Consider the following 24147-nt stretch of genomic DNA (forward strand, 5'->3'; position numbering starts at 1 on the left):
GGGTGCTGCGCGCCGGATGATTGCATTGGTTTTCAATATATATCTCCTTCCAGGTCCAGCGCTGGCGCGGCGACAGGCTTGGCGACAGCGACGGCTGGTTTTTTCTCAAAACGCTGCGCCAGGGTGCGCAGCAGTACGTAGAACACGGGCGTCAGGAACAGGCCGAAGAAGGTCACGCCCAGCATGCCGGCAAATACCGCCACGCCCATCGCATGGCGCATTTCCGAACCGGCGCCGTGCGAGAACACCAGGGGCACCACGCCCATGATGAAGGCGATCGACGTCATCAGGATCGGACGCAGACGCAGACGGCACGCTTCCAGCGCCGCTTGCACGACGCTGCGGCCATGCTCTTCCAGTTCGCGGGCAAATTCCACGATCAGGATCGCATTCTTCGACGCCAGCCCCACCAGCACGAACAGCGCGATCTGGGTGAACACATTGTTGTCGCCACCGGTCAGTTTCACGCCAAGGAGCGCGCAGAGGATCGACATCGGCACGATCAGGATCACGGCCAGCGGCAGGGTCCAGCTTTCGTACTGGGCGGCCAGCACCAGGAACACCAGCAGCACGCACAGCGGGAAGACATAGATCATCGTATTGCCGGACAAGATGTCCTGGTAGGTCAGCTCCGTCCATTCATACGAAATCCCTTGCGGCAGCACTTCCTTGGCGATGCGTTCCAGCGCGGCTTGCGCCTGGCCACTCGATACGCCAGGGGCGGCGCCGCCATTGAAATCGGCTGCGGCGTAGGCGTTGTAGCGCTGCACGCGGTCCGGACCATAGCTGTCCTTGACACGCATCAACGACGACAGCGGGATCATTTCGCCTTTGTTACTACGCACCTTCAGCTGCGCGATATCCTGCGCATGCGAACGGAACGCGGCATCGGCCTGCACGCGCACCTGGTAGGTGCGGCCAAACTGGTTGAAGTCATTCACGTACAGCGAACCGAGGTTGATCTGCAAGGTCTGGTAGATGGTCGCCAGCGGCACGCCCATCTGCTTGGCCTTCACGCGGTCGACATCGGCGAACAGCTGCGGCACGTTGATCTGGTAGCCCGAGAACACGCCCGCCAGTTCCGGCGTCTGGTAGGCCTTGGCGGCCAGCGCCTGGGTGGCGTTGTACAGCGCGTCGTAACCGAGGTTGCCGCGGTCTTCGATCATCATCTTGAAGCCGCCGATGGTACCGAGGCCGTTGACCGGCGGTGGCGGGAAGACCATGATGAAGGCGTCCTGGATACCGCCCAGGCGCTTGTTGATCTCGGCCGCGATGGCGCCGCCGGACAGCTCCTTGGTAGTGCGTTCGTCGAACGGCTTCAGGGTGGCGAAGACGATACCGGCGTTCGGCGCATTGGTAAAGTCGTTGATCGACAGGCCGGGGAAGGCGATGGTCGATTCGACGCCGGGCACCGATTTGATGACGTCGGACATGCGGCGCACGACATCTTCCGTGCGGTCCAGCGAAGCGGCGTCGGGCAATTGCGCAAAGCCCACCAGGTATTGCTTGTCCTGCGCTGGCACGAAGCCGGCCGGCACGGACTTGAAGGTGAAGATGGCGGCAACGACCAGCAGCGCATACACGCCCAGCGAGGCGCTCTTGCGGCCCAATACACCCTTCACGCCCGCTTCATAACGGTGCGAAGCGCGGCCAAAGAAGCGGTTGAACCAGGCGAAGAAGCGGCCGAAGACCATGTCCATGCCGCGCGTCAGCGCATCCTTCGGCGCATCGTGCGGTTTCAGCAGCGCGGCCGACAGGGCCGGCGCCAGGGTCAGCGAGCTGAAAGCGGAGATCACCGTCGAAATGGCGATGGTCAGCGCGAACTGGCGATAGAACTCGCCCGACAGGCCGGGCACGAAGGCGATCGGCACGAACACGGCGCACAGCACCAGGGCGATGGCGACGATAGGACCGCTGACCTCTTTCATGGCCTGGATGGTGGCGTCGCGCGGCGAGAGGCCTTCCTCGATGTTGCGCTCGACGTTTTCCACCACCACGATGGCGTCATCGACAACAATACCGATGGCCAGCACGAGGCCGAACAGCGACAAGGTGTTGATCGAGAAGCCAAAGCCCAGCATCACGGCAAAGGTACCGACGATCGACACGGGAACGGCCAAGAGCGGAATGATCGAGGCGCGCCAGGTTTGCAGGAAGATGATCACCACCAGCACCACCAGGGCGATGGCTTCCAGCAGGGTATGGATCACGGCTTCGATGGACGAGCGCACGAACTGCGTCGGGTCGTACTCGATGCGGTATTCCACGCCTTGCGGGAAGTCTTTTTTCAGTTCGTCCATCTTGGCGCGCACGTCGGACGACAATTGCAGCGCGTTGGCATTCGGGGCTTCGAAAATACCCATGCCGACGGCCGGATTATTGTTCAGCAGCGAACGCAGCGAGTAGCTGTTGGCGCCCATTTCCACGCGCGCCACGTCTTTCAGGTGCGTGATGGCGCCGTCGGCATTCGTGCGCACGATGATCGCGCCGAATTCCTCGGGCGTCTGCAGACGGCCCTGGGTATTGACGGTCAGCTGGAACGGCGAATTTTTCGCCGGCGATGCGCCGATCACGCCGGCGGCCACCTGCACGTTCTGCTCGCGAATCGCGTCGACGACATCATTGGCCGTCATGCCGCGCGCCGCCACCTTTTGCGGGTCGAGCCAGATGCGCATGGCATAGTCGCCCGCGCCGAAGATCTGGATATCGCCCATGCCGGGCAGACGGGCCAATTGATCCTTGACGTTCAGCACCGCGTAGTTACGCAAGTACATGTCGTCATAGCGCTTGTTGGGCGAGACCAGGTGCACCACCATGGTCAGATTCGGCGACGATTTCACCGTCGTCACGCCGATCTGGCGCACTTCCTCTGGCAGGCGCGGCAAGGCGCGCTGCACGCGGTTCTGCACCTGCGTCTCGGCCTGCTCGACGTTGGTGCCGATCTTGAAGGTCACGGTCAGCATCATCGAACCATCGGAGGTGTTTTGCGAGGACATGTAGAGCATGTTCTCGACGCCGTTGATCTGCTCTTCGAGCGGCGCGGCCACGGTTTCGGCGATCACTTTCGGGTTGGCGCCCGGGTATTGCGCGCGCACCACCACCGATGGCGGCACGACGTCGGGATATTCGGAGATGGGCAGGCCGAATATCGACAGCAGCCCGGCCACGAATATGACGATCGACAGCACCGCCGCGAAAATCGGCTTGTCGATGAAAAAGCGGGAAAAATTCATGTTTATTCCTTGGAAGTCGATGCGGCTTTCGCGGCGATCTTGGCGTCTTTTGCTTCAGGTTTTGCGGGGGCGACGGGCGCGGTCGGATCGAAATCCATGGCCACCATCTGCGGCGTCACGGGCGCGCCGGGGCGCACGCGCTGCAAGCCGTTGACGACGATCTTTTCGCCCGCTTTCAAGCCTTCGCGCACCACGCGCAAGCCGTCCGAGTTCGGACCCAGCTTGACGGCGCGGTACTCGGCCTTGTTGTCGGCACCCACCACGTACACATATTTGCGGCTTTGATCCGTGCCGACGGCGCGGTCGCTGATCAACAGCGCCGTGCTTTGCGCCTGCGGGCCATTGCCGCCGTCGAGCAAGATGCGCGCGAACAGGCCGGGCACCAGCTGGCGGTCCGTGTTGGCGAAGGTGGCGCGCATGCGCACGCTGCCCGTGGCCGGGTCGAGCTGATTGTCGACGAATTCCAACTTGCCTTCATGCGGGAAGCCAGTTTCGTTGGCCAGGCCCACCTTGACGGTGACGGGCGTGCCCTTTTGCGCCGTGCCGGCCACGCGCAGATACGTATCTTCATCGCCGTCGAAGCTGGCGTAGATGCGGTCCGTCGACACCACGGAAGTGAGGATGGCGGAAGCGTCGATCAGGTTGCCGACGGTGATTTCGGCCTTGCTGACGCGGCCGCTGATCGGCGCCTGCACCTGCGTGTACGACAGGTTCAGCTTGGCCGCTTCATACGCGGCTTGCGCCGAGCGGGCATTCGCGTCCAGCTCTTTCAGGCCCGATGCCTTTTCATCGAATTCGCGCTGGGCGATGGCTTTTTCGGCCAGCAGTTTTTCTGCGCGCGACAGTTCCAGCTTTGCCAGTTCCGCCTTGGCGCGGGCGGAAGCTGCCGTGCCTTCGGCGCGCGACACTTCAGCCTGGAATGGACGTGGATCGATGACGAACAACACCTCGCCTTTTTTCACTTCGCTGCCCGGCTTGAAATTGACGGCGGTAATGAAGCCGCCAACGCGCGAGCGGATTTCCACGCGCTCGATCGCTTCCAGGCGGCCCGAAAATTCCTGCGTTTCCGTGATCTGTTTTTCAATGACGGCGGCGGCCGAGACGGGCGGGCCGCCGGCCGCTGGCGCGTCGGGCACCTTGCTGTTGGCCGAATCGCAGCCGGCCAGGCTCACCGCGACCAGTCCTGCCAGCGCAAGCGCGGCAGCCAGGGGTTTGAGCAGAGTGGAAAATTGTTGAACGTTTTTCATTTTATTTCCCTGTTTTATGAAAATTTCTAATGGTATGGGCGGCAGGAAGCAACCCAGCTAAAAGTGGAAACTGCAGCGTATGGTGGTGCCATGGCGCCCGACGGCGCTCGATCAAAGGTAAACAGGCCGCCAGCGGGTTAAAAGCGGACGGGGACGACGAAGCTGGCTGTGCGAGCGCACAACGCAGACAAGATGGGAACTACACTGCATAGTGTAGCAACCGAAACTCAAAAAGTAAACTAGTTAGTGTAATTTTTTTGCGGTGCCGCGGATGGCGGCCTCATGACTCGGGCTCCTGCCCCAGTCCAGCGACAAAGCTGGCGATCTCACTCAATACCTGCACCTTGCAGGCGCATTCATTACGGGCGGTCGCGTCTTGCAGCGGCGCGGCGGCCATGCGGCGCACCGTGGTCTTGATGCCGCAGGCGATCAGTTTGCTGCCGTATTGTTCAGCCTCGTCGCGCAATGGATCATCTTCGCTGGACAAGATCAAGGCTGGCGGCAGGTTCTTCAGGCGGCTCGACTGCAATGGCGACGCGTACGGATGGGTACGGTCAGCGGCATTCGGCAGGTAGCCACGGTAGGCGGCGGCGCATTGATCGGCCACTTCCGCCAGGTCAGGACAACTGGGCAAGCTGCGCATCGAGCAGGTCGACAGGCCGGGGTCGAGCATGGGCATGATCAGCACCTGGCCCGCGAGGGGCGGTCCGCCCCGGTCGCGCGACATCATGGCGCATACGGCGGCCAGGTTGGCGCCCGCTTCGATGCCCGACACCACCATCTGCTTGCCCGTCCAGCCCAGCTTGGACTTGTTCTTTTTCGCCCACAACAGCACGGCATGCGCGTCTTCCACGGCGGCGGGGAATGGCCGCACCTTCGCCAGCGTGTAGTTCGCGGCCAGCACCACGTGGTCCGGGTTGCTCAGCACAAGGCAGCGCAGGAAGTCGTCCGCGTCCTCCAGGTCGCCGGCGACGAAGCCGCCACCGTGGAAGAAGACGATCAGGCTCGATTGCCTGGCGCCCGGCACGCCGGCCGTGTAGACGCGCGCGGCGAGCGCATCCTGCGCGCCCTGCACCTCGATGTCGCGTATCTTCAGCGCCTGGCCAGGTGCCAGCTCGGCCGCGGTGTCGGCAACGCTCATTGCGCCACCACCGGCTGCACCGCCACATCGCGCACCGTGTCGTTCAGGCACAACAGGGCGACGCCGCCCACTTCATGGGTCAGGGCGCTATACGCACTGGCTTCGCTTTGCGCCGCCAACGAGTAGGCATCCGTCGATACCATCGCGGCCAGAGCGAGCGAGCTCATAGCGAGAGCAAGCACTGCAAAGATTCCATTCCGGTGACCCATGATCTTTCTCCTGTTGTACTTCCTGCGGCATCACATTTATGCTGCAGTACAACAACTATAGACTTGATCTACAATCTGATAAAGAGTGCAATGACGAATTGATTGTTCAGGATTGCGAACAATCACGCATAACATGCTAAGGAATCAAGTGAACAAGCTGCAAGCCATGGAAGTTTTTATCCAAGTCGTCGATGCGGGCGGCTTTACGCGCGCGGCGGAAAACATGCAGTTGCCGAAAGCCACCGTGTCGACCCTGATCCAGTCGCTGGAAGCGAGCCTGTCGGTTAAATTGCTCAACCGCACCACGCGCCACGTCAGCATCACCTCCGACGGCGCCGCGTATTACGAACGCTGCGTGCGCATCCTGTCCGACGTGCGCGAAGCCGAGGAATCGCTGTCGCGCACGCGCTTGAGTCCCAGCGGGCGGCTGCGCGTGGATGCGCCCACGGCCCTGGCCAGCGAACTGATCATCCCCGCCCTGCCCGATTTCTTCGCCCGCTACCCGGACATCTCGCTGGAACTCGGTTGCAGCGACCGGCCCGTCGACCTGATCGAGGAAGGCGTCGACTGCGCCGTGCGGGGCGGCGAACTGGGCGACCTGAACCTGATCGCGCGCCGTGTCGGCGTGCTGCATTTCATCACCTGCGCGGCGCCCGGCTACCTGGCGCGCTATGGCACGCCGCAGCACCCGAACGACCTGGCGCAGCACCGGGGCGTGAATTTTTTCTCCGCCAAGACAGGTAAAACGTTTGACTGGGATTTCACGCGCGCCGGCGAACGCATCCAGATGTCCATGCCCAGCCATATCGCCCTGAACGACTCGAACGCCTACGCGGCGGCCGGCCTGGCGGGCCTGGGCATCGTGCAAATGACGCATTTCATGCTTGCGCCGCTGATGGAACAGGGCAAAATGGTGGAATTGCTGGGCGATTGGGAATCCGACCCGCTGCCCATCCACGTGATCTATCCGCCCAACCGCCATCTGTCCGCCAAGGTGCGCGTGTTTGTCGAATGGGTCGCCGACATGTTTACCAACCACCCGGCCACGCAACTGAAGGGCAAGAGCAATCTTCCCGCGCGTGCCGCCCAGACCGAGGCCCAGCCATGACCGCAGCAAGCACATCGTCCCACCGCATCGTCTTCCTCGACCGCGACAGCCTGATCGCCACTGTGCGTCCACCCGCCTTCGCGCACAGCTGGGAAGAATATCCGCACACCAGGGGCAGCGAACAGACTGTGTCCCGTCTGCAAGGCGCCAGCATCGCCATCACGAACAAGGTGCCGTTGCGCGCAGCCGAGCTGGCCCAGCTGCCGGATTTAAAAATGATCGCCGTGGCCGCCACCGGCACGGATATCCTCGACCTGGCCGCCTGCCGCGAGCGGGGCATCGTGGTGGCGAATATCCGCGACTATGCGCGCGCCACCGTGCCCGAGCATACGCTGGCCCTGATGCTGGCCCTGCGCCGCCAGCTGGTCGCCTACCGCGCGGACGTGGAAGCGGGCCTGTGGCAGGCGTCGGAGCGCTTCTGCCTGTTCGGCCACCCGATCCGCGACCTGGCTGGCAGCCGCCTGGGTTTGCTCGGCTATGGCGCGCTGGGCAAGTCCGTGGCCCAGCTGGGACGCGCCTTCGGCATGCAAGTGCAGGTGCACAACCGCTCGCCCATAGCCGAAGACGGCGTGACGCAGGTGAGTTTCGACGAGCTGCTGGCCACTTCCGACGTGCTGAGCCTGCACCTGCCGCTGACGGACAAGACGCGCAACATCATCGGCGCGCAAGAACTGGCGCGCATGCAGCCGACGTCCCTCTTGATCAACACGGCGCGGGGCGGCCTGGTCGATGAAGCGGCGCTGGCCACAGCATTGACGAACGGCGTGATCGCCGGTGCCGGCTTCGACGTGCTCTCCAAGGAACCACCGCTGCCGGACAACCCACTTTTAAGTTTGCGCCTGCCCAACTTCATCCTCACGCCGCACACGGCCTGGGCCAGCGGCGAGGCCATGCAAAAGCTGGCAGACATCTTGATCGGCAACGTGGAAGCGTTCGAGCGGGGCGCGCCGACGAACGTGGTGGCATGAGCGTCTTGCGAGAACTCGACGAGCTGCTGCGCAGCGACGACGATGAATACGAGCGCCTCGACCTGTTTCTCGAGGCGGACGCGCTGATCGGGCAACTGCAGTCCGCCGACGTGCCCGCGCTGCTGGCCCTGTGGCAGGCGCGCAGCCTGTGCTGGCAACAACGGCTCACGCAAGCGAGCGGTTCCATCGACGGCGCCGTGCTGCGCGCCCTGCTGGCGGGTTTGCTGCAGATCAAGGAGGCGACCCACGGCGTGTTCGAACTGATGGCGCGCCTGCCGCCCGTGGCCGACACGTCTCCCCTCAGCGAGGCCCTGCTCGACTATGCCGAGCAAGCCTGGCATGCGCACCAGGCGCGGCAGCGGCAAATCCAGATCAGTTGCTGGAGCTGCGGGCTGTCGGGCCGGCTGCTGAAGCGGCTCGGTTTGTCCTCATGGAAAGACGCGGGCTTGTAGCAACTACGGCGTGGCCGGATGTTCAAAGCTGAACCCCGGCGCATACGCGTGATAGCCGTCGAAATCGCCCTTGCCGATGGCCGCGCCGGCGCTGCGCGCGATCGCATACGCCATGCCGAAGTGAAAATAGAAATTCGGCAAAATATACAAATTCAAGTATTCGTCGGCCGGCAGCGCGATGTCGGCGAAGCCGGCGCGGTCGCGGCAGAGGCGCTCAAGCGGTCCGTCAAAACGTTCAGCAGGAATCGCCATGAGGTAGCGCATGGTCTGCGCGATCTGTTCCTGCAGGCTGGCGGCGGCGCTGAAATCGGCCACATCCAGCCCCGCCAGCGGGCAGCAGCCGCGCAGGGAAAAGCTCACGGCCGCGCGCACCTGCTGGGCGAACGGCAGCATGTCCGGGTGCAGGCGCGCCGCCAGCAGTTGCGGTGTCGTGCCCGTCTTGTCGAGCATGGCGGACAGCTGCGCCAGCGAGCGGCAAAAGATGGCGGCGGGGTTGATACGCATCAGCTCCGTCATGACTTGCCCTCCTGTGCGGCCACCTGCTTCAGCACGCGGATCAGCCGGCGTTCATGGCGGCCCACGGCATCCCAGTCCCAGTCCTCGGTCGGGCCGAATGCCGGATAATGGCGCTGCCATTTTTCCGCGCGCTGCTGCGAATTGGCACCCACGTTCGAGTCCAGGCCCTTGCCGCTGGACAAGCGCAGGTAGACGCGGATGACGCCCCAGCCTTCGCACACGTAGCGGTAGCTGAGGCCATCGCACTTGGCCGGATCGAGCGCGATACGGGTCGGGGCAAAGTGTCCGCCCATGTCCGGGTAATGCACGGCCAGCAGCACCTCGCTGGCCCCTTCGGCCTCCAGCCTGGCTGCATACGCGCACAGCTCGGCAGGCGAGTGAAAATGCAGCGTTTCCTGTTCCGGTGCCGAATACGCTTCTGCCACGGCCGCGCCGGGCTTGGCGAAGATCGCCTCGGCCATGGCCGCGATACCTGCCTCTGACATTGCCACCGTGCTCCCCCTCCCCTGATTTGCCGCATAGCACTGCAGCGATGGCCGCCATCCTAGCATGGCGTCAACGGCGATGGCGGGGCCGACATGGAACAGCGCATTCGCCAGGCAACTATTGATGAGCAACATCATCAGCTGCGCATGGGCCAGCGCCAGGGTGTTGTGCATCAGGGGCAGCGGCGTGCGCAGTTCGTGGCTGGCGTCGCGCGCGAAGGCCTGTTCGCGCCGCAACACCGCCTGCAGTTCGGCAAAGGTGGTTTCCAAGCCGCGCGCCAGGAAACCGATCTCGTCGGGACGCTCACGTTCGCTGCAGCCCAACGTGCTGCCAGGCTCAAATTGCCTGGCTTCCTGCACCAGTCAGTTCGCCATCCAGGGTGCCGTGCCACGTCATAGCTGCGCTGCGTTGCCAGCGGGATGCTCAGCCTGCCACTGGCGGAACGTCGGCGATGCGCGCATACAGCCAGAAGTTGCCGGATCTTCCACGAATTTGCCGGTAGCAGCGCAGATAAGCTTCCCGCTCGAAAGCGCAGCGTTCGAGCACGCGGATCGAACGTGCATTGCTCTCCAGCACGGTCGCCTGGATGCGCAGCAAGCCCAGACGCTGGAAGCCCCAGTCCACGACAGCGTTCACGATGGCCGTGGCCACACCCTGGCCCCAGACGGCAGGCGACAGGTCGTAGGCGATTTCCGCCGTGCGGTGCTGCGGGGAAATGGCATTCAAGCCGATGCTGCCCACCAGCCGGCCACCATCGCGCAGCACCACGGCCAGGCGCATGGGCGAGGCCGGGTCGCCTGCTTCGTAGGCGTCGAAATTGGACTGCAGGTCGTCGATGCCGCGCAAGTCCCAGCTCGTGTGCTCGACAACGACAGGGTCGGCCAGATACGCATACCAGGCGGGCGCGTCGCTACGTTCCAGCTGGCGCAAGGTCACGAGGGGATGATCGGTGAGCGGCAATCGCGGCTTCCCGCGGTGGCTCACGCGGCGCCCTTGCGGCGCGCTTCCCACTCGCGCCGCAGCAAGCCGTACAGGGCCGAATCGCTGACCTGCCCGCCCACGATCCAGCGTTCTGGCAGGAAGCCTTCCTTGTTGAAACCCTGGCGTTCCAGCGCGCTGGCCGAAGCGGCGTTGTGCGGATCGATGTCGGCTTCCAGTCGGTTCAGGTCGCGCTCGACGAAGGCGAATTCCAGCAACGCCGCCAAGGCTTCGTGCATATAGCCACGGCCCCAGTACGGACGGCCCAGCGCGTAGCCGATTTCGGCGCGGCGGTTCTGGCGGTGTTCGGAAAACAGGCTGCAGCTGCCCAGGTATTCGCCCGTCGCCTTCAGCTCGACGGCGAAGCGGAAGTATTCCTCTTTCTCGAATGCGGCGATGTCTTCGGCAATCTGGCGCGTGGCACGGCTGGCATCGGTCCAAGGCGGTTCGCTGAAATAGCGCATCACTTCGGGGTCGGCATGCATGGCGAATTGGGGCGCTTCATCGGATGGCTGCGGCTTGCGCAGGATCAGGCGTTCAGTGGTGAGGATTGTCGTGTAGGCCATACAACTCCAAACAAAGGTTGAGACGGGCAATGCTTATTATTCCATGCAACTGTAATGATGTGGCAACTTTACAGCGCAGCTTTTAATGTACTATGGCAATGTTTCTCCATATCATAGATGCAACTTCATGATCCGCTCATGCACGCAGTAAACGATGCAGCACACACCGAAGCCGACCATGTCCATCCCTAGAATCCACCTCACCTTGCCGCTCGCCATCGGCGCACTGGCCATCTGGCTGGGCCTGAGCCTCGCAGGCCGCTGGCTGGAAGCGGCCGGCTACGCCTTGCCGGGCACAGCCGTCACCGGCCGTATCGGCCTGTCGTGGGCGCTGGCCGCCGTGTTCGCGCTGGCGCTGCTGCTGGTGTCAAGCGGGCGCCGCGAAGCAGGCCTGGGTGCGCCGCAGCCATGGAAAACGCTGTGGCTGGTCTGGCCGCCGCTGCTGTATGCCTTGCTGATGCTGCTGCTGGCCTGGGCGGGCGGCTGGCCGCAGCCGCGCGTGCTGCTGATCGTGGCGTGCAATGCGGCGCTGGTGGCCATTTCGGAAGAGCTGATGTTCCGCGCCATCTTGCTGCAGGGCATGCTGAACCGCTACGCCGTCTGGCCCGCCGTCCTGATGTCATCGGCGCTGTTCGGCCTGGCCCACTTGGCCAACGGCCTGGCCACGGGCGACGTCAGCGGCGCCCTGTGGCAAGCCGTCGCCGCCGCCCTGCAGGGCGTCGGCTATGCGGCCATCCGCCTGCGCACCCGCTCGGTATGGCCCATGGTCCTCGTGCATGGACTGTGGGACTACGCGCTGGTGACGGCCACCTTGCCGAACCCGGCCGAAGACGGCGCGTCCATCCTGCCGACTATCGCCCTGCTGGCCGTGCTGCCCCTGTGCCTGTATGGCGTCTACCTGCTGCGCCCCAGCCAGAGGGCGGCCATATCTCAACTGCAACGATAAGGAAGGTGCATGGCGTTTTTTTCCCGTGAGTACGAAGTGTTCCTGCTGCTGGCCGCGCCCGATGCCGCGCCGCTGTGGCAGGCGGCGCAATGGGCGCCGTTTGCCGCCAGCCTCGATGGCCTCATGGCGCAAGCGCGGGGCAAGGCCGGCGTGCGCAGCCATCAATACAATCCCAAGGGCAAGCCGATTCCCTTTGGCCGCCTGGGCTGGGACGCCAAATCGCACGCGAAGTGGACGCACACGGCGGCCACGACGCAAGCGCGCTTCATGACTGTGGAAGCGTGGGCGCCCACCTGGAGCCTCTGCGAAAAAGACGACCAGGCACCCGATGTATTCCTCGCGCTGGCCAACGAATCGCTGCTGGGCCGGGCCGGCAAGCCCCTGCAATTCGGCCAGCGCCTGGTGTGCGCCATCGCCACGGACATGGGGCCGGAGGCGGCCGCCACCTTGCGGCAAGCCCTGGTGCAACTGGCCGCGCAGCAAGATGCCGTCTTCTTCGCCCACACGCGGCGCCAGTGGGGCCGCGCCGCGTACGGCGGCTTCACGGGCGCCATTCAGGATATGCTGATCGGCGGCCTGTTCCAGCCCGACGACCCGCATGCGCGGCCGCTCGATGCGGACACGTTCCGTGAAACCTGGTCCTTGCTCGACATCCCCCATTCCTGAACGGACTCCCATGCTACGCCTGACCTTCGCCATCCTGCTGTGCTGGAGCGTCCATGCGGGCGCCTTCGAACTGAGCGGCACCATCCGCAGCAACGGCCCACCGCTGCCGCCAGCCATCAGCATCGTTGCCGAGCGCATGCACGGCGAGCCGCGGATACATGGCACGGTCGAGAATGGCCGCTACCGTATTGATGTACCAGAAGGCGCCACACTGGCACTGTTCCTGCAATCACCCGGCTGGGAAGCGGAACCCAAGCTCATCTTCAGCGCGGCCACGGCGGGCGCGCTGGACTTCCTGCTGTATCCGGCGGCAGTGCCAGAAGCGTCGCTGGCAGCCGAATTGCGGACCATGGAACAGGAAGACCAGGCCATGCGCGCGGGATTCCCGCCAACGGGGCCGGACCTGGCCACACGCCAGCGCATGCTGGCCACGGATGGTGCACGCGAGCAACGCTTGCGGCAAATCATCGCCAGTAAGGGCTGGCCCACGCAAACGATGGTGGGCTACAAGGCGGCGGGCAGCGCCTGGCTGATTGCCCAGCACGGCTCGGAACATTTTCTGAAAAGCAGCCTGCCGCTGATGCGCGCAGCAGCGGCACGGGGGGAGATCACGCCATCGAAGCTGGCACTGGCGATCGACCGCGACCTGTGTAACGACAATCAGCCGCAGCTGTACGGCAGCCAGTTCCGCACGGACAGCACCGGCAAGACGCTGCCCTTCCCCATCGACGATCCGCAGCGGCTGGAGCAGCGCCGCGCCAGCATGGGCATGGAACCGTATGCGCAATACCGGCAGTTACTCGAACAGGACAATTGACAACGCCATCGGTCGCATGGCATCGTTATCCCATGCAATCGCCATTCCCGCCCCTGCCATCGATTATTGCCGCCACTCCAACGATGGTGGCTTAGCAGGAGTGTGATTGCCAAAGCCGCCTGCAAGGCGGCTTTGATTTGCAGCAACTGGTCAAGACGTCTCGCAGGTTTTATTTTTCACTTCAGCGAGCGACCATGCACACCACTTCCAGCACCCCGGTTACCCCCACCCTGCACCTCGTGTGCGGCAAGATTGCATCCGGAAAATCCACGTTGACGGCCCGGCTGGCCTGCGCGCCGCAAACCGTGCGCATCAGCGAAGACAGCTTGCTGGCGCAGCTGTATCCGGGCCAAATCGCCAGCCTGGCCGACTATGTGGCCTGCACGGCGCGACTGCGCGCGGCCATCGCCCCTTTGGCCCTGCAGCTGCTGCAGGCGGGCGTATCCGTCGTGCTCGATTTTCCCGCGAATACACCGGCCAGCCGCGCCTGGATGCGCGAACTGTTCCAGCAGGCGGGCACGCCGCACGTGCTGCATTACCTGGATGTAACGGATGAGGAATGCAAGGCGCGCTTGCGCCAGCGCAATGCCAGCGGATTGCACCCGTTCTCCACCAGCGACGCTGATTTTGACGCCATCACGCGCCTCTTCTTGCCACCCCAGGCGTCGGAAGGCTTTGATATTGTGCGGATTGCCGCTTAAAACGTTCCCGGCAGCAGGATTTTTTTATCTACATGCTGCAGGTCGCGCAAGCCGCAAAAGGCCATCGTCAAATCGAGTTCATTGCGGATGATGTCCAGGCACTTGGTCACGCCCGGACCGCCCATGGCGCCCAGGCCGTATAAAAACGGGCGGCCGATGTACACGCCTTTAGCGCCCAGCGCCACGGCTTTGAGCACGTCCTGGCCCGAGCGGATGCCGCCGTCCATGTGCACTTCGATCTGGCTGCCGACAGCATCGACGATGGCGGGCAAGGCTTCGATCGACGATTGCGCGCCGTCGAGCTGGCGCCCGCCGTGGTTCGAGACGATCAGCGCGTCGGCGCCACTGTTGACGGCCAGACGCGCGTCTTCCGGGTCCATGATGCCCTTGATGATGAGTTTGCCGCCCCAGCGCTGCTTGATCCATTCCACGTCCGCCCACGACAGGCTCAGGTCGAACTGCTGCTGCGTCCAGGCCGACAGCGACGACATGTCGGAGACGGAGGTGGCATGGCCGACGATGTTGCCGAAGCCCCGGCGTTGCGTGCCCAGCATGCCCGCCACCCAGCGCGGCTTGGTGGCCATGTTGATGATATTGGCGATGGTCAGTTTCGGCGGCGCCGACAGGCCGTTGCGCAAGTCCTTGTGGCGCTGGCCCAGCACCTGCAAGTCGAGCGTCAATACCAGCGCGCCGCACTTGGCCGCCTTGGCGCGGTCGATCAGGCGGTTGATGAATTCGCGGTCCTTCATCACATACAGCTGGAACCAGAACGGTTTTGTCGTGTTCGCCGCCACGTCTTCGATCGAGCAAATGCTCATGGTCGACAGGGTGAACGGCACGCCGAATTTTTCAGCGGCCTGGGCGGCGAGAATTTCGCCATCCGCATGCTGCATGCCCGTCAAGCCCGTGGGCGACAGGGCCACCGGCATGGAAACCGCCTGTCCGACCATGGTCGAGGCCAGGCTGCGGTTTTCCAGGTTGACGGCTACGCGCTGGCGGAACTTGATTTTGGCGAAATCGCTGTTGTTGGCGCGGTACGTCGATTCCGTCCAGGAACCGGAATCGGCGTAGTCGTAAAACATGCGCGGCACCCGTTTCTGGGCCAGCACGCGCAAGTCTTCGATGCAGGTGATGATACTCATGCGTTTCCTCGGTCGATGGCAAGTCGAACCATGATCGTGCATTTACCCGCAATTGTCTATCCGGCAGGCAAGACTGGCGGATAGAACGTGGCTTACCAGTCGCGCGCGCCGAGGATCTGCTCGCCCAGCGCAGTCAAACGCGCCTGCGGATAGCGCAGCTTTTCCTTTTCCTCGGGGTCGCCGGGAAACGCGTAGCCCTGCGGCGCGCTGCGCTCGCGCCAGCTTTGCACGCGCCAGTCGCGCAAGGCCTGATTGTCTTCCTGGGCTGGCGTGAAGGAAATATATTGCGCCAGGCGCACCTGGTCCGTGGACGTGTTCGGGCGGATGCCGTGCGCCAGCAGGCTGTTGAAGATCAACAGTTCCCCCTTCTTCATGGCGATGAATTGCATCGGGTACGGCACCGTCGCCAGATCCGGTTGCCACGGGTTGCGATCCGCAGGGACGCTCTTGCGCCACGCCAGCAAGTTGTTGAACAGCTCCGGATAGCACTGGAAACCGCCGCTCTCGGGCGAGGTGTCGGACAGGGCCAGCACGCCCTGCACGTTGACGGGCAGCGGGTCGAGCGTGGTGTCCGCATCCCAGTGGATGAAGCCGCCAAACTTGCGCTTGCCATGGTTCGGCGTGTTCAGGTTGGCGCGGTCGATGGTCACCCACAAATCCTCACGGTCCCAGATATCGACGAAGGCGTCATATACCCGTTGGGTCTGGCGGTTATCCCACAGGGTCTGGTTGTGATAGGCCTCGACCATGCCGGAACCGTTAAGTTCCTTCATCGCATGGTCGCGCAACTGGTCCCGGTTCCAGGTGGAGGCATCATGCTGGTCAAGCCCCTGGAATTCCCACAGGAAATCCGTTGTGCGCCGCACTTGCTCGGGCGACACGGCATCCTTGACGATGACATAACCATAGGTTTGCCAGTGCAAGAAGTCGCTGTCGGACAGCACGCGCAGGGGCAGCTGTTTCTCGATGTCGCGCAACTGGGTTTGTTCCGAGTAGGCCACGGACGGGTTGCCGGGACGGTCTTCGCCGTATTGATATTTGTCTTGCATCGCTGTCTCCTGTGTTGGTGTGAGACAGATTGTGCGATGGCACGGCGCCATGAAATGCGCGCTGAGCGGCCAATACTGATACTATCCTGACCATTCATACGCTTCAAACGTCACAATGACGCCTTTATTCGAACAAGTCACGATACCGACAGGCCACTCCTGGGGCTTGCTGTGGCGCGAACTCGACACCATTCCCTTCATCTGGCATTACCACCCGCAATTCGAGCTGACCCTGACCGTCAATGCGCGGGGACAACGCTACATCGGCGACCACCTGGGCGACTTCGAGCCGGGCGACCTGGTGCTGCTGGGGCCGAATTTGCCGCACACCTGGTCGGCCAGCGAGCGCATCGACGGCGCGCAGCCGATGCTGGCCGTTGTCGTCTGGTTTTCATTGGAATGGGTGGAGCAGCTGGCGGCCTGTTTTCCCGAGTTGCACAGTTTGCGGCAACTGGCGGCCCGCGCCGGCCCTGCCCTGCATTTTTCAGCGGACACGAGCGCGCGCAGCGCAGATAAACTGCTGCAACTGAACGCCCTGCCCGTGCCGCAGCGCTTGCCGCTGCTGCTCGACGTGCTGCTGGATCTGGCCAGTGATGGCGGCGCGCGGCCGCTGGCCTCGATGGCGCAGGCGCCGCTGCCCGATGGGCAGCACAAGCGCATGGCCAGCGTGTTCGATTTCATGCACGCGCATTTCCGGGAAGAGATCGCACTGGAAACCCTGGCGCAGCGGGCGGCCCTGTCGCTGGGCGCCTTCCACCGCTGTTTCAAGCGCCACGCGCATTGCACGCCGGGCGAGTATCTGGCGCGGCTGCGCATCGGCCGCGCCTGCCAACAGCTGATCGAGAGCAATCTCGCCATCGCCGTCATCGCGCAAGAGGCGGGCTACCGCAACCTCGCGCATTTCAACCGCCAGTTCCGTGCCGCCAGGCACGTCACGCCGCGCGCGTTTCGCCTGCAATACCGGCGCGGCGCCACAGGCGCAGCGTAAAATCATTCGGAAACGAAAAAGGGGATCAGATTTTACAATCTGATCCCCAATATTCTGGTGCGGCTGGCAGGAATTGAACCCACGACCCCTTGGTTCGTAGCCAAGTACTCTATCCAGCTGAGCTACAGCCGCCTAAGACAAGATTATAGCAGGGCTTTGTAGAATGGCAAAGGGGGCCGTGCGAAAATTTCACAATTGCCCAGACCGCCAGCATGACTGCTGTCTGCCCGCCGCGAGGACGAAAAAAAAACCCGAAAAGTTACCTTTCCGGGTTTTTTCTTTACTGCTGATACTGGTGCGGCTGGCAGGAATTGAACCCACGACCCCTTGGTTCGTAGCCAAGTACTCTATCCAGCTGAGCTACAGCCGCAAACTCTGACACACTTCGCCAGACGGCGCGAAGCTTGAAACTTTCATCAAAACGTAGCAAACTCCGTTCTGGCAATACTGGTGCGGCTGGCAGGAATTGAACCCACGACCCCTTGGTTCGTAGCCAAGTACTCTATCCAGCTGAGCTACAGCCGCAAAACTTCTACAACATTCCATTAACAACATGGAGGTGAAACTTGTTACAACAAAACCAGGCAAAGTCTGATTTTCAGTATTCTGGTGCGGCTGGCAGGAATTGAACCCACGACCCCTTGGTTCGTAGCCAAGTACTCTATCCAGCTGAGCTACAGCCGCGCAGGCAAACATTATAGCGTATTCATTTCGCTTTGAAAAGTTCGATTTTTCAATCGCTTAGCTGATTTTGCAGAATACCGCCCCGCACCATCCACCACCTTTTCACTGCCGAAAAGCGCACGCCTTGCATCGATGGACACAGCTGCTTTCACAGTGGCATCCAGCGCATCGAGAAGTTGCTGTCTCGAAAGAAGCGGGATTATAGGGACTGCCTTCCCGCCTGTCCAGTGCTATCTGCAGGCGGCACGCAAGCGTGCGGTGGCGGCGCGCCGCTTGGGGCTACAATACCAGCCAGACAGGGGTGCTTGTGTTTCCTCTCATGCATGACGGCAGGCAATTCCATCATGACCCACTAACTAAGCTTGGCGACGGCGGCCCGGCGGGGCAACAGCCCGTGCGGCAGTCTCACCGTTGCAGGATTTCCGATGGCTAAGCATGACCACAAGCAATATTTGCTCGCTCCATCAGCGCCGCTGAGCCTGTCAGACGAGCGCCTGGCCAACTTGTTGGAGAGTATTACCGACGGTTTCTGCCTACTCGACCACGACTGGACCATCCGCTACGTCAATACGCGCGGCGCCGACATGCTCGCGCCGCAGCGTCCGCCCGGCAGCCAACTGGCTGGCAGCAGCCTGTGGCAAGCCTGCCCCCACTTGCAGGGTACGGAACTGGAAGTGCAATACCGGCGCAGCATGACGCAGCAGCAAAGCTGCAGTTTCGAGCTGCTGTATCGGCCGCTGGGACGCTGGCTGGAAGTGCGCATCTTCCCGTCCAGCGACGGCTTGACCACATATATCCAGGACATCAGCCAACGCAAGGCGGCCGAGGAAAGCTTGCGCCACAGCGAAGAAGACTTGCGCGCGCTAGCCAACTCCATCCCGCAACTGGCCTGGATCGCCAGCTTCGACGGCACCATCGCCTGGTACAACCAGCGCTGGCACGACTACACGGGCACCAGCGCCGAACAGATGGCGGGCGACGGCTGGAGCATCGCCTATGACGCGCGGTACCTGCCGCCCATGCTGCAAGGCTGGAAGGCCGCCTTGCGCGATGGCACGCCGTTCGAAATGGAGTTCCCCATCCGCGGCGCCGACGGCCAGTACCGCTGGTTCCTGACGCGCGCCAATCCCGTGCGCGACCGGGGCGGCCAGCTGCTGCGCTGGTTTGGCACGAGCACCGACGTCGACCAGGTCAAGCGCGCGCAGGAAGCCTTGCGCGACGAGACGCGCGTGCTGGAATTGCTCAATAACACGGGCGCGGCCCTGGCCGGCACGCTCGACTTGCCGGCCCTGCTGCAGGAAACCGTCGATGCGGCCACGCGCATCAGCGGCGCGCGCTTCGGCGCCTTGTATTATGACGATGCGGGCGATGTCCACGACAGCCCCGGCGCCCTGCCGGCGGCACGCGCCGTCAACGGCATCAGCCTGCGCCAGGCCGACACCATCGCCGCGGAACTGCGCCAGGGACCGGCCATGCGCCAGAACGACTTGCTGGCCGCACCCGACGCCAGCGCCGATGGCACGCCGCCGTTGCGCAGTTGCCTGAGCCTGCCAGTCAGCTCGCGCTCGGGCCTGTTGCTGGGGCGCTTGCTGCTCGGCCATACGCAGGCCGGCATGTTCAGCGCGCGCAGCGAACGCATCGTCTCGGCCATCGCGGCGCAGGCCGCCGTCGCGCTCGACAATACGCGCCTGTACGCGGCCGCCACGCGCGCCGCCGAAGAGCGCAAAGTGCTGCTCGACAGCGAACGCGAGGCGCGCGCCGAGGCCGAGCGCACGAATCAGCTGAAAGATGATTTTCTCGCCACCCTGTCGCATGAACTGCGCACGCCGCTGTCGGCCATCCTGGGCTGGGCCCAGGTGCTGCGGCGCGGCACCCGCGACCAGGCCGACCTGCACCGCGGCCTGCAAAGCATCGAACGCAATGCGCGCGCACAGGCGCAACTGATCGAAGACTTGCTCGACATGAACCGCATCACCTCCGACAAGGTGCTGCTCGACCTGCAGCCCCTTGCGCCCGCCAGCATCATCGCCTCGGCCATCGAAACCCTGCGCCCGGCGGCCGACGCCAAGCACATCGCCATCCACAGCAGCATCGCCAGCGATGCGGGCACGATCATGGGCGACCCCGGCCGTATCCAGCAAGTGATCTGGAACCTGCTGTCGAATGCCCTGAAGTTCACGCCGCAGGGGGGACGGGTCGATATCGGCGTGCGCCGCGAGGCGAGCCGCCTGGCCATCACGGTGGCCGACAACGGCGTGGGCATCAAGAAAGATTTCCTGCCCCACGTATTCGACCGCTTCCGCCAGGCAGACGCCTCCACCACGCGACGGCATGGCGGCCTGGGGCTGGGACTGGCAATCGTCAAGCACCTGGTGGAACAGCATGGCGGCACGGTCACGGCCAGCAGCGCCGGCGACATGCAGGGCGCCAGCTTTACCGTGTGCCTGCCCCTGGGTACGTCCAGCGCCGCCGCGCGCCAGGAGGGCGGCGCCCCGTCCGCCAGCCCTGACTTGCGCGGCGTCAGGGTGCTGCTGGTCGATGACGAAGCCGATGCGCGCGAACTGACGGAACGCATCCTGCGCGACAATCACGCCGAAGTACACAACGCCGGCAGTGTGGCACAAGCGCTGCAACTGCTGGAGCAGGTGCGCCCGCATGTCCTGGTCAGCGACATCGGCATGCCCGATGCCGACGGCTTCGACTTGCTGGCGCAAATCCGCGCGCGCGCGTCCCCTGACGCCGCCCATCTGCCCGCGCTGGCGCTGACGGCATTCGCGCAACCGCAGGATCGCCAGCGGGCGCTGGCCAGCGGCTTCCAGGCCTGGGTCTCGAAACCGCTGGACCCGGCAGAACTGCTGGCGGCCGTGGCGCAACTGGCGGCGGCGCGCATCACGCCCCCTTAACAAGATGATGCAAAGAAATACATACTGCAGAACAAAATGACTATTTCTGTGGGTTGGCCTTCCTACTTCCAGACGCGGCACTGTCCTACAAGCAACTTAGCTGAAGTTTGCTACACTAAAATGCACAAGCAAACCTGCGCGGAAGGCAGGAGACAGGCAGCCTTGGCTGCCATCAGTGGCAGAAGCGAGGTCAAGCGCTGTTGTGCGCCGTATCTTGTTGCAAGGCGCTACTATCCTCCCCACCGCCGTCAGCCGATCATCAGCGGTACAAGCCAGCGTTGCATAGACCGTATTAACCGAGACCCTACATGCCCAGCCAAGATGAGATTTTGAAAGCCAAAATTTTGGTCGTCGACGATTCGCCCGACAATGTCGACCTGATGCTGGAAATCCTGCGCGATGCCGGCTATACCAATGTCACGGCCACCATGCGTCCGGCTCAGGTCTGCCCCCTGCACCGGGAGCATTGCTACGATCTGATCTTGCTGGACCTGCAAATGCCGGAGCTGAATGGTTTCCAGGTCATGAAAGGCTTGAAGGAAATCGAGCATGGCGGCTACCTGCCCGTGCTGGCCCTGACCGCACAACCGAGTTTCAAGATCGCCGCCCTGGAAGCGGGGGCGCGCGACTTCATCAGCAAACCGTTCGACCTGATGGAAGTACACAAGCGCATCCACAACATGCTGGAAGTGCGCCTGCTGTACAAGGAACTGGCGCAATACAGCAAGCAGCAGCAGGAACTGGCGCTGCACGACCCGCTGACGGGCCTGCCGAACCGGCGCCTGCTGGAAGACCGCATCGAACACACGCTGCTGCAATCGGCCCGCCAGCGCGGCAAATCGGCCATCCTGTACCTGGACCTGGACGGTTTCAAGGCCGTCAACGACAGTTACGGCCACGGCTATGGCGACGAGATCCTGAAAATGGTGGCGACCCGCCTGGTGAGCGCGTCACGCAAGGAAGACACAGTGGCGCGCATCGGCGGCGACGAGTTCGTCATCGTGCTGGGCAACCTGGCCGGCAAGGGCGATGCGCGCGAACCGGCCGCCAAGCTGATTGAAGTCATTTCGGAGCCGTATTTCATCAACGACCTGACCTTGCGCCTGTCGACCAGCATCGGCATCGCCATCTACCCGGACGACGCCAGCACCGTCGAATCCCTGCTGGGCGCGGCCGACACGGCCCTGTATGAAGCCAAGCGCGCCGGCAAGAACCGCTTTTGCTGCTCGCCCCACGAAGTGATCACGTCGCAGGTCAACATGCAGAAAAGCAGCATCGCCTCGATCGCCTGAAATTAATTTCGCGCGGCACATAAAAAAACCGGCTGGCCATCATCGGCCAGCCGGTTTTTTTCTGCCTGGGAGGCGTTATTTCTTGCCAGCCGTCACTTCATGCTGGCCCGCATGCTGGTGGTCCGTTTGCGCATTCACGGTGTCCGGCGCCACTTCGATGCGCGTGATGCCGGCATCGACGGAAATCGGGTCGCTGGCGGGGAACGTCATTTCGACGGCATCGTCGAGCAACTCTTCCTTGGCCCGCTCTTCGCCGCTCATGCCCTCTTCATCGGCCAGGATGGCCAGCGCGCTGGCCCATTTGACGAAATTGAGGTTGGACAGTTCGCGCACGGTGGTCACGCCGAACGCCTGCTGCAAGGCCTTGGCATCCTTGGCGCTGACGCCGCGCAGGGCGCTGATGGGCGCATTGACGATGTCGCGGAAGCTTTTGTCGGCATATTCCTGGTCGACGATGGTATCGATATTCATGGCATGTCCTTTCGTTTCAATAAGCGGGCCGGTGCTGCGCCCTGTGCCGCGGAGCGGCTATGCTGCATGGGGAGAATGCATGCCCCACTATGGCAGCGCGCGGCGCCCCGGTATGTGCGCAGCCGTACGCAACGACGGGAACAGTTCCACCTGGCGCAAACGATAATCTTGCCTATCATATAAAAATGATGGGTAGAGATAAAAATTGCCGAAAAGACAGAAATTTTTCATCCATGCGCCCTGCGATGAAATCCTCATGTATGATCCACCACTTGAATTTGGTCCACCTTTCACCATTCACGGGGCGCTATGTCCGCACAAACAGATCCGAACAAGGAAGCGGCCCAGGCCGATGCGGAACGCGCCGCCGATCTCAGCGAGTTGCTCGGTCATGTCAACACCAGCTGGGACAATGAACGGCGCGCCCTGTCGCGCCAGCTGCACGACAACCTCGGTTCCTCGCTGACGGCGCTGACCATGCACCTGTCGCTGCTGACGCAAAAGATGCCGCAGGAAGCGGCCTTGCTCGACCGTGCGGCGACCATGAAGCAATTGCTGCTGAATGTGATCGAAACCAACCGGCAAATGCAGATGAAACTGTGGAACGACAAGCTGGAGTTTCTCGGCGTCAATGTCGCGCTGGGCGAGCTGGCAGCACAATTTGCCGACCAGCACAAAATTACCGTGCGCTGCAGCCTGCCCGAGGATGAACTGATCTGCCCGCGCAACGTGGGCGTGGCCCTGCTGCGCACGCTGGAAGAAGCGCTCAGCAACATCGCCACGCACGCCAACGCCACAGAGGTGGACATCATCATCGACGACAACGACGAAGCACTGATGATGACCGTCAAGGATAACGGCACGGGGCTGCCGACCAGCGAACCCGTCGAAATGAGCAAGCACGGCCTGCGCTCCGTGCGCGAACGCGTGCATTATCTGGGCGGCAACCTGAGCCTGGAGGCCAACCCGCAAGGCGGCACGGCCCTGACCGTCGTCTTGCCGCGCATTAATCCGAAAGAATAGTACTTGCCAGGCGCCCTCATACGCTGAACGCTTCGACCATGCAACGACTCATCCCCACCCTGCTGGCAGCGCTGCTGGCCATGAGTACCGCCCAGGCGGCAGAAAAAACCGCGCCACCGCCGGAAACGGTGGACAAGCTGGCCTGGCTGGCCGGCTGCTGGAACGTCGACGGCGCCGAACCGGGCTCCGGGGAACAATGGAGCACGGCCGCCGGCGGCACCCTCCTGGGCACCAGCCGCACCGTCAAGGGCGGCAAGACGACGGCCTTTGAATTCGTGCAAATCCGCCTGACGGAACCGGGCCAGCTGGCTTACATCGTGCAGCCGTCAGGCCAGCCGCCCGTGATCTTCAACTTGCTACGCCAGGACAAGCCGAATGAATTCATCTTCGCCAACCTGGACAATGACTTCCCCAGCCGCATCATCTACCGCCACGACAGCGAGCGCATCTTGCACGCCAGCATCACCGGCAGCTTGAAAGGCAAGCTCACCACCATCGATTTCCCCATGACGCGGGGCCGCTGCGAAGCGGCGCCGATGACGCGCAGCAAATAAAAAGGGG

At 63.1% G+C, this 24147-nt stretch carries 23 protein-coding genes and 4 tRNA genes; 12 read left to right on the forward strand and 15 right to left on the reverse strand.

Features of this window, described 5'->3' with window-relative positions; all coding sequences use genetic code 11:
* Window positions 1-32: 32 nt before the first annotated feature.
* The 4 genes from FJQ89_RS09025 to FJQ89_RS28015 all read right to left on the reverse strand — a co-directional run bounded on the left by FJQ89_RS09025 (window position 33) and on the right by FJQ89_RS28015 (window position 5788).
* Window positions 33-3233, reverse strand: a complete 3201-nt coding sequence (locus FJQ89_RS09025; protein ID WP_141169934.1) for an efflux RND transporter permease subunit — start codon at window positions 3231-3233, stop codon at window positions 33-35.
* Window positions 3234-3235: 2 nt separating this feature from the next.
* Window positions 3236-4480 carry an efflux RND transporter periplasmic adaptor subunit gene (locus FJQ89_RS09030; RefSeq protein ID WP_141169935.1) on the reverse strand — a complete coding sequence of 415 codons (1245 nt, stop codon included), beginning with the start codon at window positions 4478-4480 and terminating at the stop codon, window positions 3236-3238.
* Between the two features lie 280 nt (window positions 4481-4760).
* The gene (locus FJQ89_RS09035) at window positions 4761-5621 is read right to left on the reverse strand and encodes an alpha/beta hydrolase (protein WP_141169936.1); all 861 of its coding nucleotides are present in this window, start codon (window positions 5619-5621) and stop codon (window positions 4761-4763) included.
* Window positions 5618-5788, reverse strand: coding sequence for a hypothetical protein (locus FJQ89_RS28015; protein ID WP_168208418.1), 171 nt, complete (start codon window positions 5786-5788; stop codon window positions 5618-5620). Before FJQ89_RS28015 ends, FJQ89_RS09035 begins: the two co-directional genes overlap by 4 nt.
* Window positions 5789-5978: 190 nt before the next feature.
* Here FJQ89_RS28015 and FJQ89_RS09040 point away from each other — a divergent pair, with 190 nt between their 5' ends.
* The 3 genes from FJQ89_RS09040 to FJQ89_RS09050 are packed head-to-tail and all read left to right on the forward strand — an operon-like array spanning window position 5979 to window position 8358.
* Entirely contained in the window at window positions 5979-6938 is a 960-nt protein-coding gene (locus tag FJQ89_RS09040) for a LysR family transcriptional regulator (RefSeq protein WP_141169937.1), read from the forward strand.
* Complete coding sequence (locus FJQ89_RS09045) at window positions 6935-7906, forward strand: D-2-hydroxyacid dehydrogenase (protein ID WP_141169938.1); 972 nt, start codon at window positions 6935-6937, stop codon at window positions 7904-7906. The genes FJQ89_RS09040 and FJQ89_RS09045 overlap by 4 nt, the downstream gene beginning before the upstream one ends.
* Window positions 7903-8358: a hypothetical protein gene (locus FJQ89_RS09050; RefSeq protein WP_141169939.1), complete on the forward strand. Its 456-nt coding sequence runs from the start codon at window positions 7903-7905 to the stop codon at window positions 8356-8358. The genes FJQ89_RS09045 and FJQ89_RS09050 overlap by 4 nt, the downstream gene beginning before the upstream one ends.
* 3 nt (window positions 8359-8361) lie before the next feature.
* Here the strand turns inward: FJQ89_RS09050 and FJQ89_RS09055 are convergent, their stop codons facing one another.
* The 4 genes from FJQ89_RS09055 to FJQ89_RS09070 form a co-directional block, all read right to left on the reverse strand.
* Window positions 8362-8874, reverse strand: a complete 513-nt coding sequence (locus FJQ89_RS09055; protein ID WP_243136487.1) for a DUF1993 family protein — start codon at window positions 8872-8874, stop codon at window positions 8362-8364.
* On the reverse strand, window positions 8871-9683 hold the full coding sequence (locus tag FJQ89_RS09060; protein ID WP_141169940.1) for a hypothetical protein: 813 nt from the start codon (window positions 9681-9683) through the stop codon (window positions 8871-8873). The genes FJQ89_RS09055 and FJQ89_RS09060 overlap by 4 nt, the downstream gene beginning before the upstream one ends.
* A gap of 100 nt (window positions 9684-9783) precedes the next feature.
* Complete coding sequence (locus tag FJQ89_RS09065; protein ID WP_141169941.1) at window positions 9784-10320, reverse strand: GNAT family N-acetyltransferase; 537 nt, start codon at window positions 10318-10320, stop codon at window positions 9784-9786.
* Between the two features lie 20 nt (window positions 10321-10340).
* Window positions 10341-10904, reverse strand: a complete 564-nt coding sequence (locus FJQ89_RS09070) for a GNAT family N-acetyltransferase (protein WP_141169942.1) — start codon at window positions 10902-10904, stop codon at window positions 10341-10343.
* A 178-nt stretch (window positions 10905-11082) separates the two neighbouring features.
* Between FJQ89_RS09070 and FJQ89_RS09075 the strand changes: the two genes are divergently transcribed.
* From FJQ89_RS09075 to FJQ89_RS09090, 4 genes are all read left to right on the forward strand, one after another.
* The gene (locus FJQ89_RS09075) at window positions 11083-11850 is read left to right on the forward strand and encodes a CPBP family intramembrane glutamic endopeptidase (protein ID WP_168208419.1); all 768 of its coding nucleotides are present in this window, start codon (window positions 11083-11085) and stop codon (window positions 11848-11850) included.
* 9 nt (window positions 11851-11859) lie between these two features.
* On the forward strand, window positions 11860-12516 hold the full coding sequence (locus FJQ89_RS09080) for a hypothetical protein (RefSeq protein WP_141169944.1): 657 nt from the start codon (window positions 11860-11862) through the stop codon (window positions 12514-12516).
* Window positions 12517-12526: 10 nt separating this feature from the next.
* A complete protein-coding gene (locus FJQ89_RS09085; protein ID WP_141169945.1) occupies window positions 12527-13333 on the forward strand; it encodes a DUF6624 domain-containing protein in 807 nt (268 codons plus the stop codon).
* A gap of 194 nt (window positions 13334-13527) precedes the next feature.
* Complete coding sequence (locus FJQ89_RS09090; protein ID WP_141169946.1) at window positions 13528-14034, forward strand: P-loop nucleotide/nucleoside kinase family protein; 507 nt, start codon at window positions 13528-13530, stop codon at window positions 14032-14034.
* Here FJQ89_RS09090 and FJQ89_RS09095 read toward each other — a convergent pair.
* Window positions 14031-15176 (reverse strand): alpha-hydroxy acid oxidase, encoded by a 1146-nt coding sequence (locus FJQ89_RS09095; RefSeq protein WP_141169947.1) that lies wholly within the window; start codon window positions 15174-15176, stop codon window positions 14031-14033. The genes FJQ89_RS09090 and FJQ89_RS09095 overlap by 4 nt on opposite strands.
* 92 nt (window positions 15177-15268) lie before the next feature.
* The gene (locus FJQ89_RS09100; RefSeq protein ID WP_141169948.1) at window positions 15269-16225 is read right to left on the reverse strand and encodes a phytanoyl-CoA dioxygenase family protein; all 957 of its coding nucleotides are present in this window, start codon (window positions 16223-16225) and stop codon (window positions 15269-15271) included.
* 115 nt (window positions 16226-16340) lie between these two features.
* Here FJQ89_RS09100 and FJQ89_RS09105 point away from each other — a divergent pair, with 115 nt between their 5' ends.
* Window positions 16341-17213, forward strand: coding sequence for a helix-turn-helix domain-containing protein (locus FJQ89_RS09105; protein ID WP_141169949.1), 873 nt, complete (start codon window positions 16341-16343; stop codon window positions 17211-17213).
* Between the two features lie 55 nt (window positions 17214-17268).
* Here FJQ89_RS09105 and FJQ89_RS09110 read toward each other — a convergent pair.
* The 4 genes from FJQ89_RS09110 to FJQ89_RS09125 all read right to left on the reverse strand — a co-directional run bounded on the left by FJQ89_RS09110 (window position 17269) and on the right by FJQ89_RS09125 (window position 17897).
* Window positions 17269-17345 (reverse strand) — tRNA-Arg (locus tag FJQ89_RS09110).
* Window positions 17346-17506: 161 nt separating this feature from the next.
* Window positions 17507-17583, reverse strand: a tRNA-Arg gene (locus tag FJQ89_RS09115).
* A gap of 78 nt (window positions 17584-17661) precedes the next feature.
* Window positions 17662-17738, reverse strand: a tRNA-Arg gene (locus FJQ89_RS09120).
* Between the two features lie 82 nt (window positions 17739-17820).
* A tRNA-Arg gene (locus FJQ89_RS09125) sits at window positions 17821-17897 on the reverse strand.
* 425 nt (window positions 17898-18322) lie between these two features.
* Between FJQ89_RS09125 and FJQ89_RS09130 the strand changes: the two genes are divergently transcribed.
* Complete coding sequence (locus FJQ89_RS09130) at window positions 18323-20800, forward strand: hybrid sensor histidine kinase/response regulator (protein ID WP_141169950.1); 2478 nt, start codon at window positions 18323-18325, stop codon at window positions 20798-20800.
* 308 nt (window positions 20801-21108) lie between these two features.
* The gene (locus FJQ89_RS09135; protein WP_141169951.1) at window positions 21109-22092 is read left to right on the forward strand and encodes a GGDEF domain-containing response regulator; all 984 of its coding nucleotides are present in this window, start codon (window positions 21109-21111) and stop codon (window positions 22090-22092) included.
* Window positions 22093-22167: 75 nt separating this feature from the next.
* On the opposite strand, the gene FJQ89_RS09140 is transcribed toward FJQ89_RS09135, so the two are convergent.
* On the reverse strand, window positions 22168-22563 hold the full coding sequence (locus tag FJQ89_RS09140) for a hypothetical protein (RefSeq protein WP_141169952.1): 396 nt from the start codon (window positions 22561-22563) through the stop codon (window positions 22168-22170).
* A gap of 309 nt (window positions 22564-22872) precedes the next feature.
* Here FJQ89_RS09140 and FJQ89_RS09145 point away from each other — a divergent pair, with 309 nt between their 5' ends.
* Both FJQ89_RS09145 and FJQ89_RS09150 read left to right on the forward strand, forming a co-directional pair.
* Window positions 22873-23586, forward strand: a complete 714-nt coding sequence (locus tag FJQ89_RS09145; RefSeq protein ID WP_141169953.1) for a sensor histidine kinase — start codon at window positions 22873-22875, stop codon at window positions 23584-23586.
* A gap of 38 nt (window positions 23587-23624) precedes the next feature.
* On the forward strand, window positions 23625-24140 hold the full coding sequence (locus tag FJQ89_RS09150; RefSeq protein ID WP_141169954.1) for a DUF6265 family protein: 516 nt from the start codon (window positions 23625-23627) through the stop codon (window positions 24138-24140).
* Window positions 24141-24147 lie beyond the last annotated feature (7 nt).

The sequence above is a fragment of the Janthinobacterium tructae genome, assembly GCF_006517255.1.
In the GTDB taxonomy this organism is placed as follows: Bacteria; Pseudomonadota; Gammaproteobacteria; order Burkholderiales; family Burkholderiaceae_D; genus Janthinobacterium; species Janthinobacterium tructae.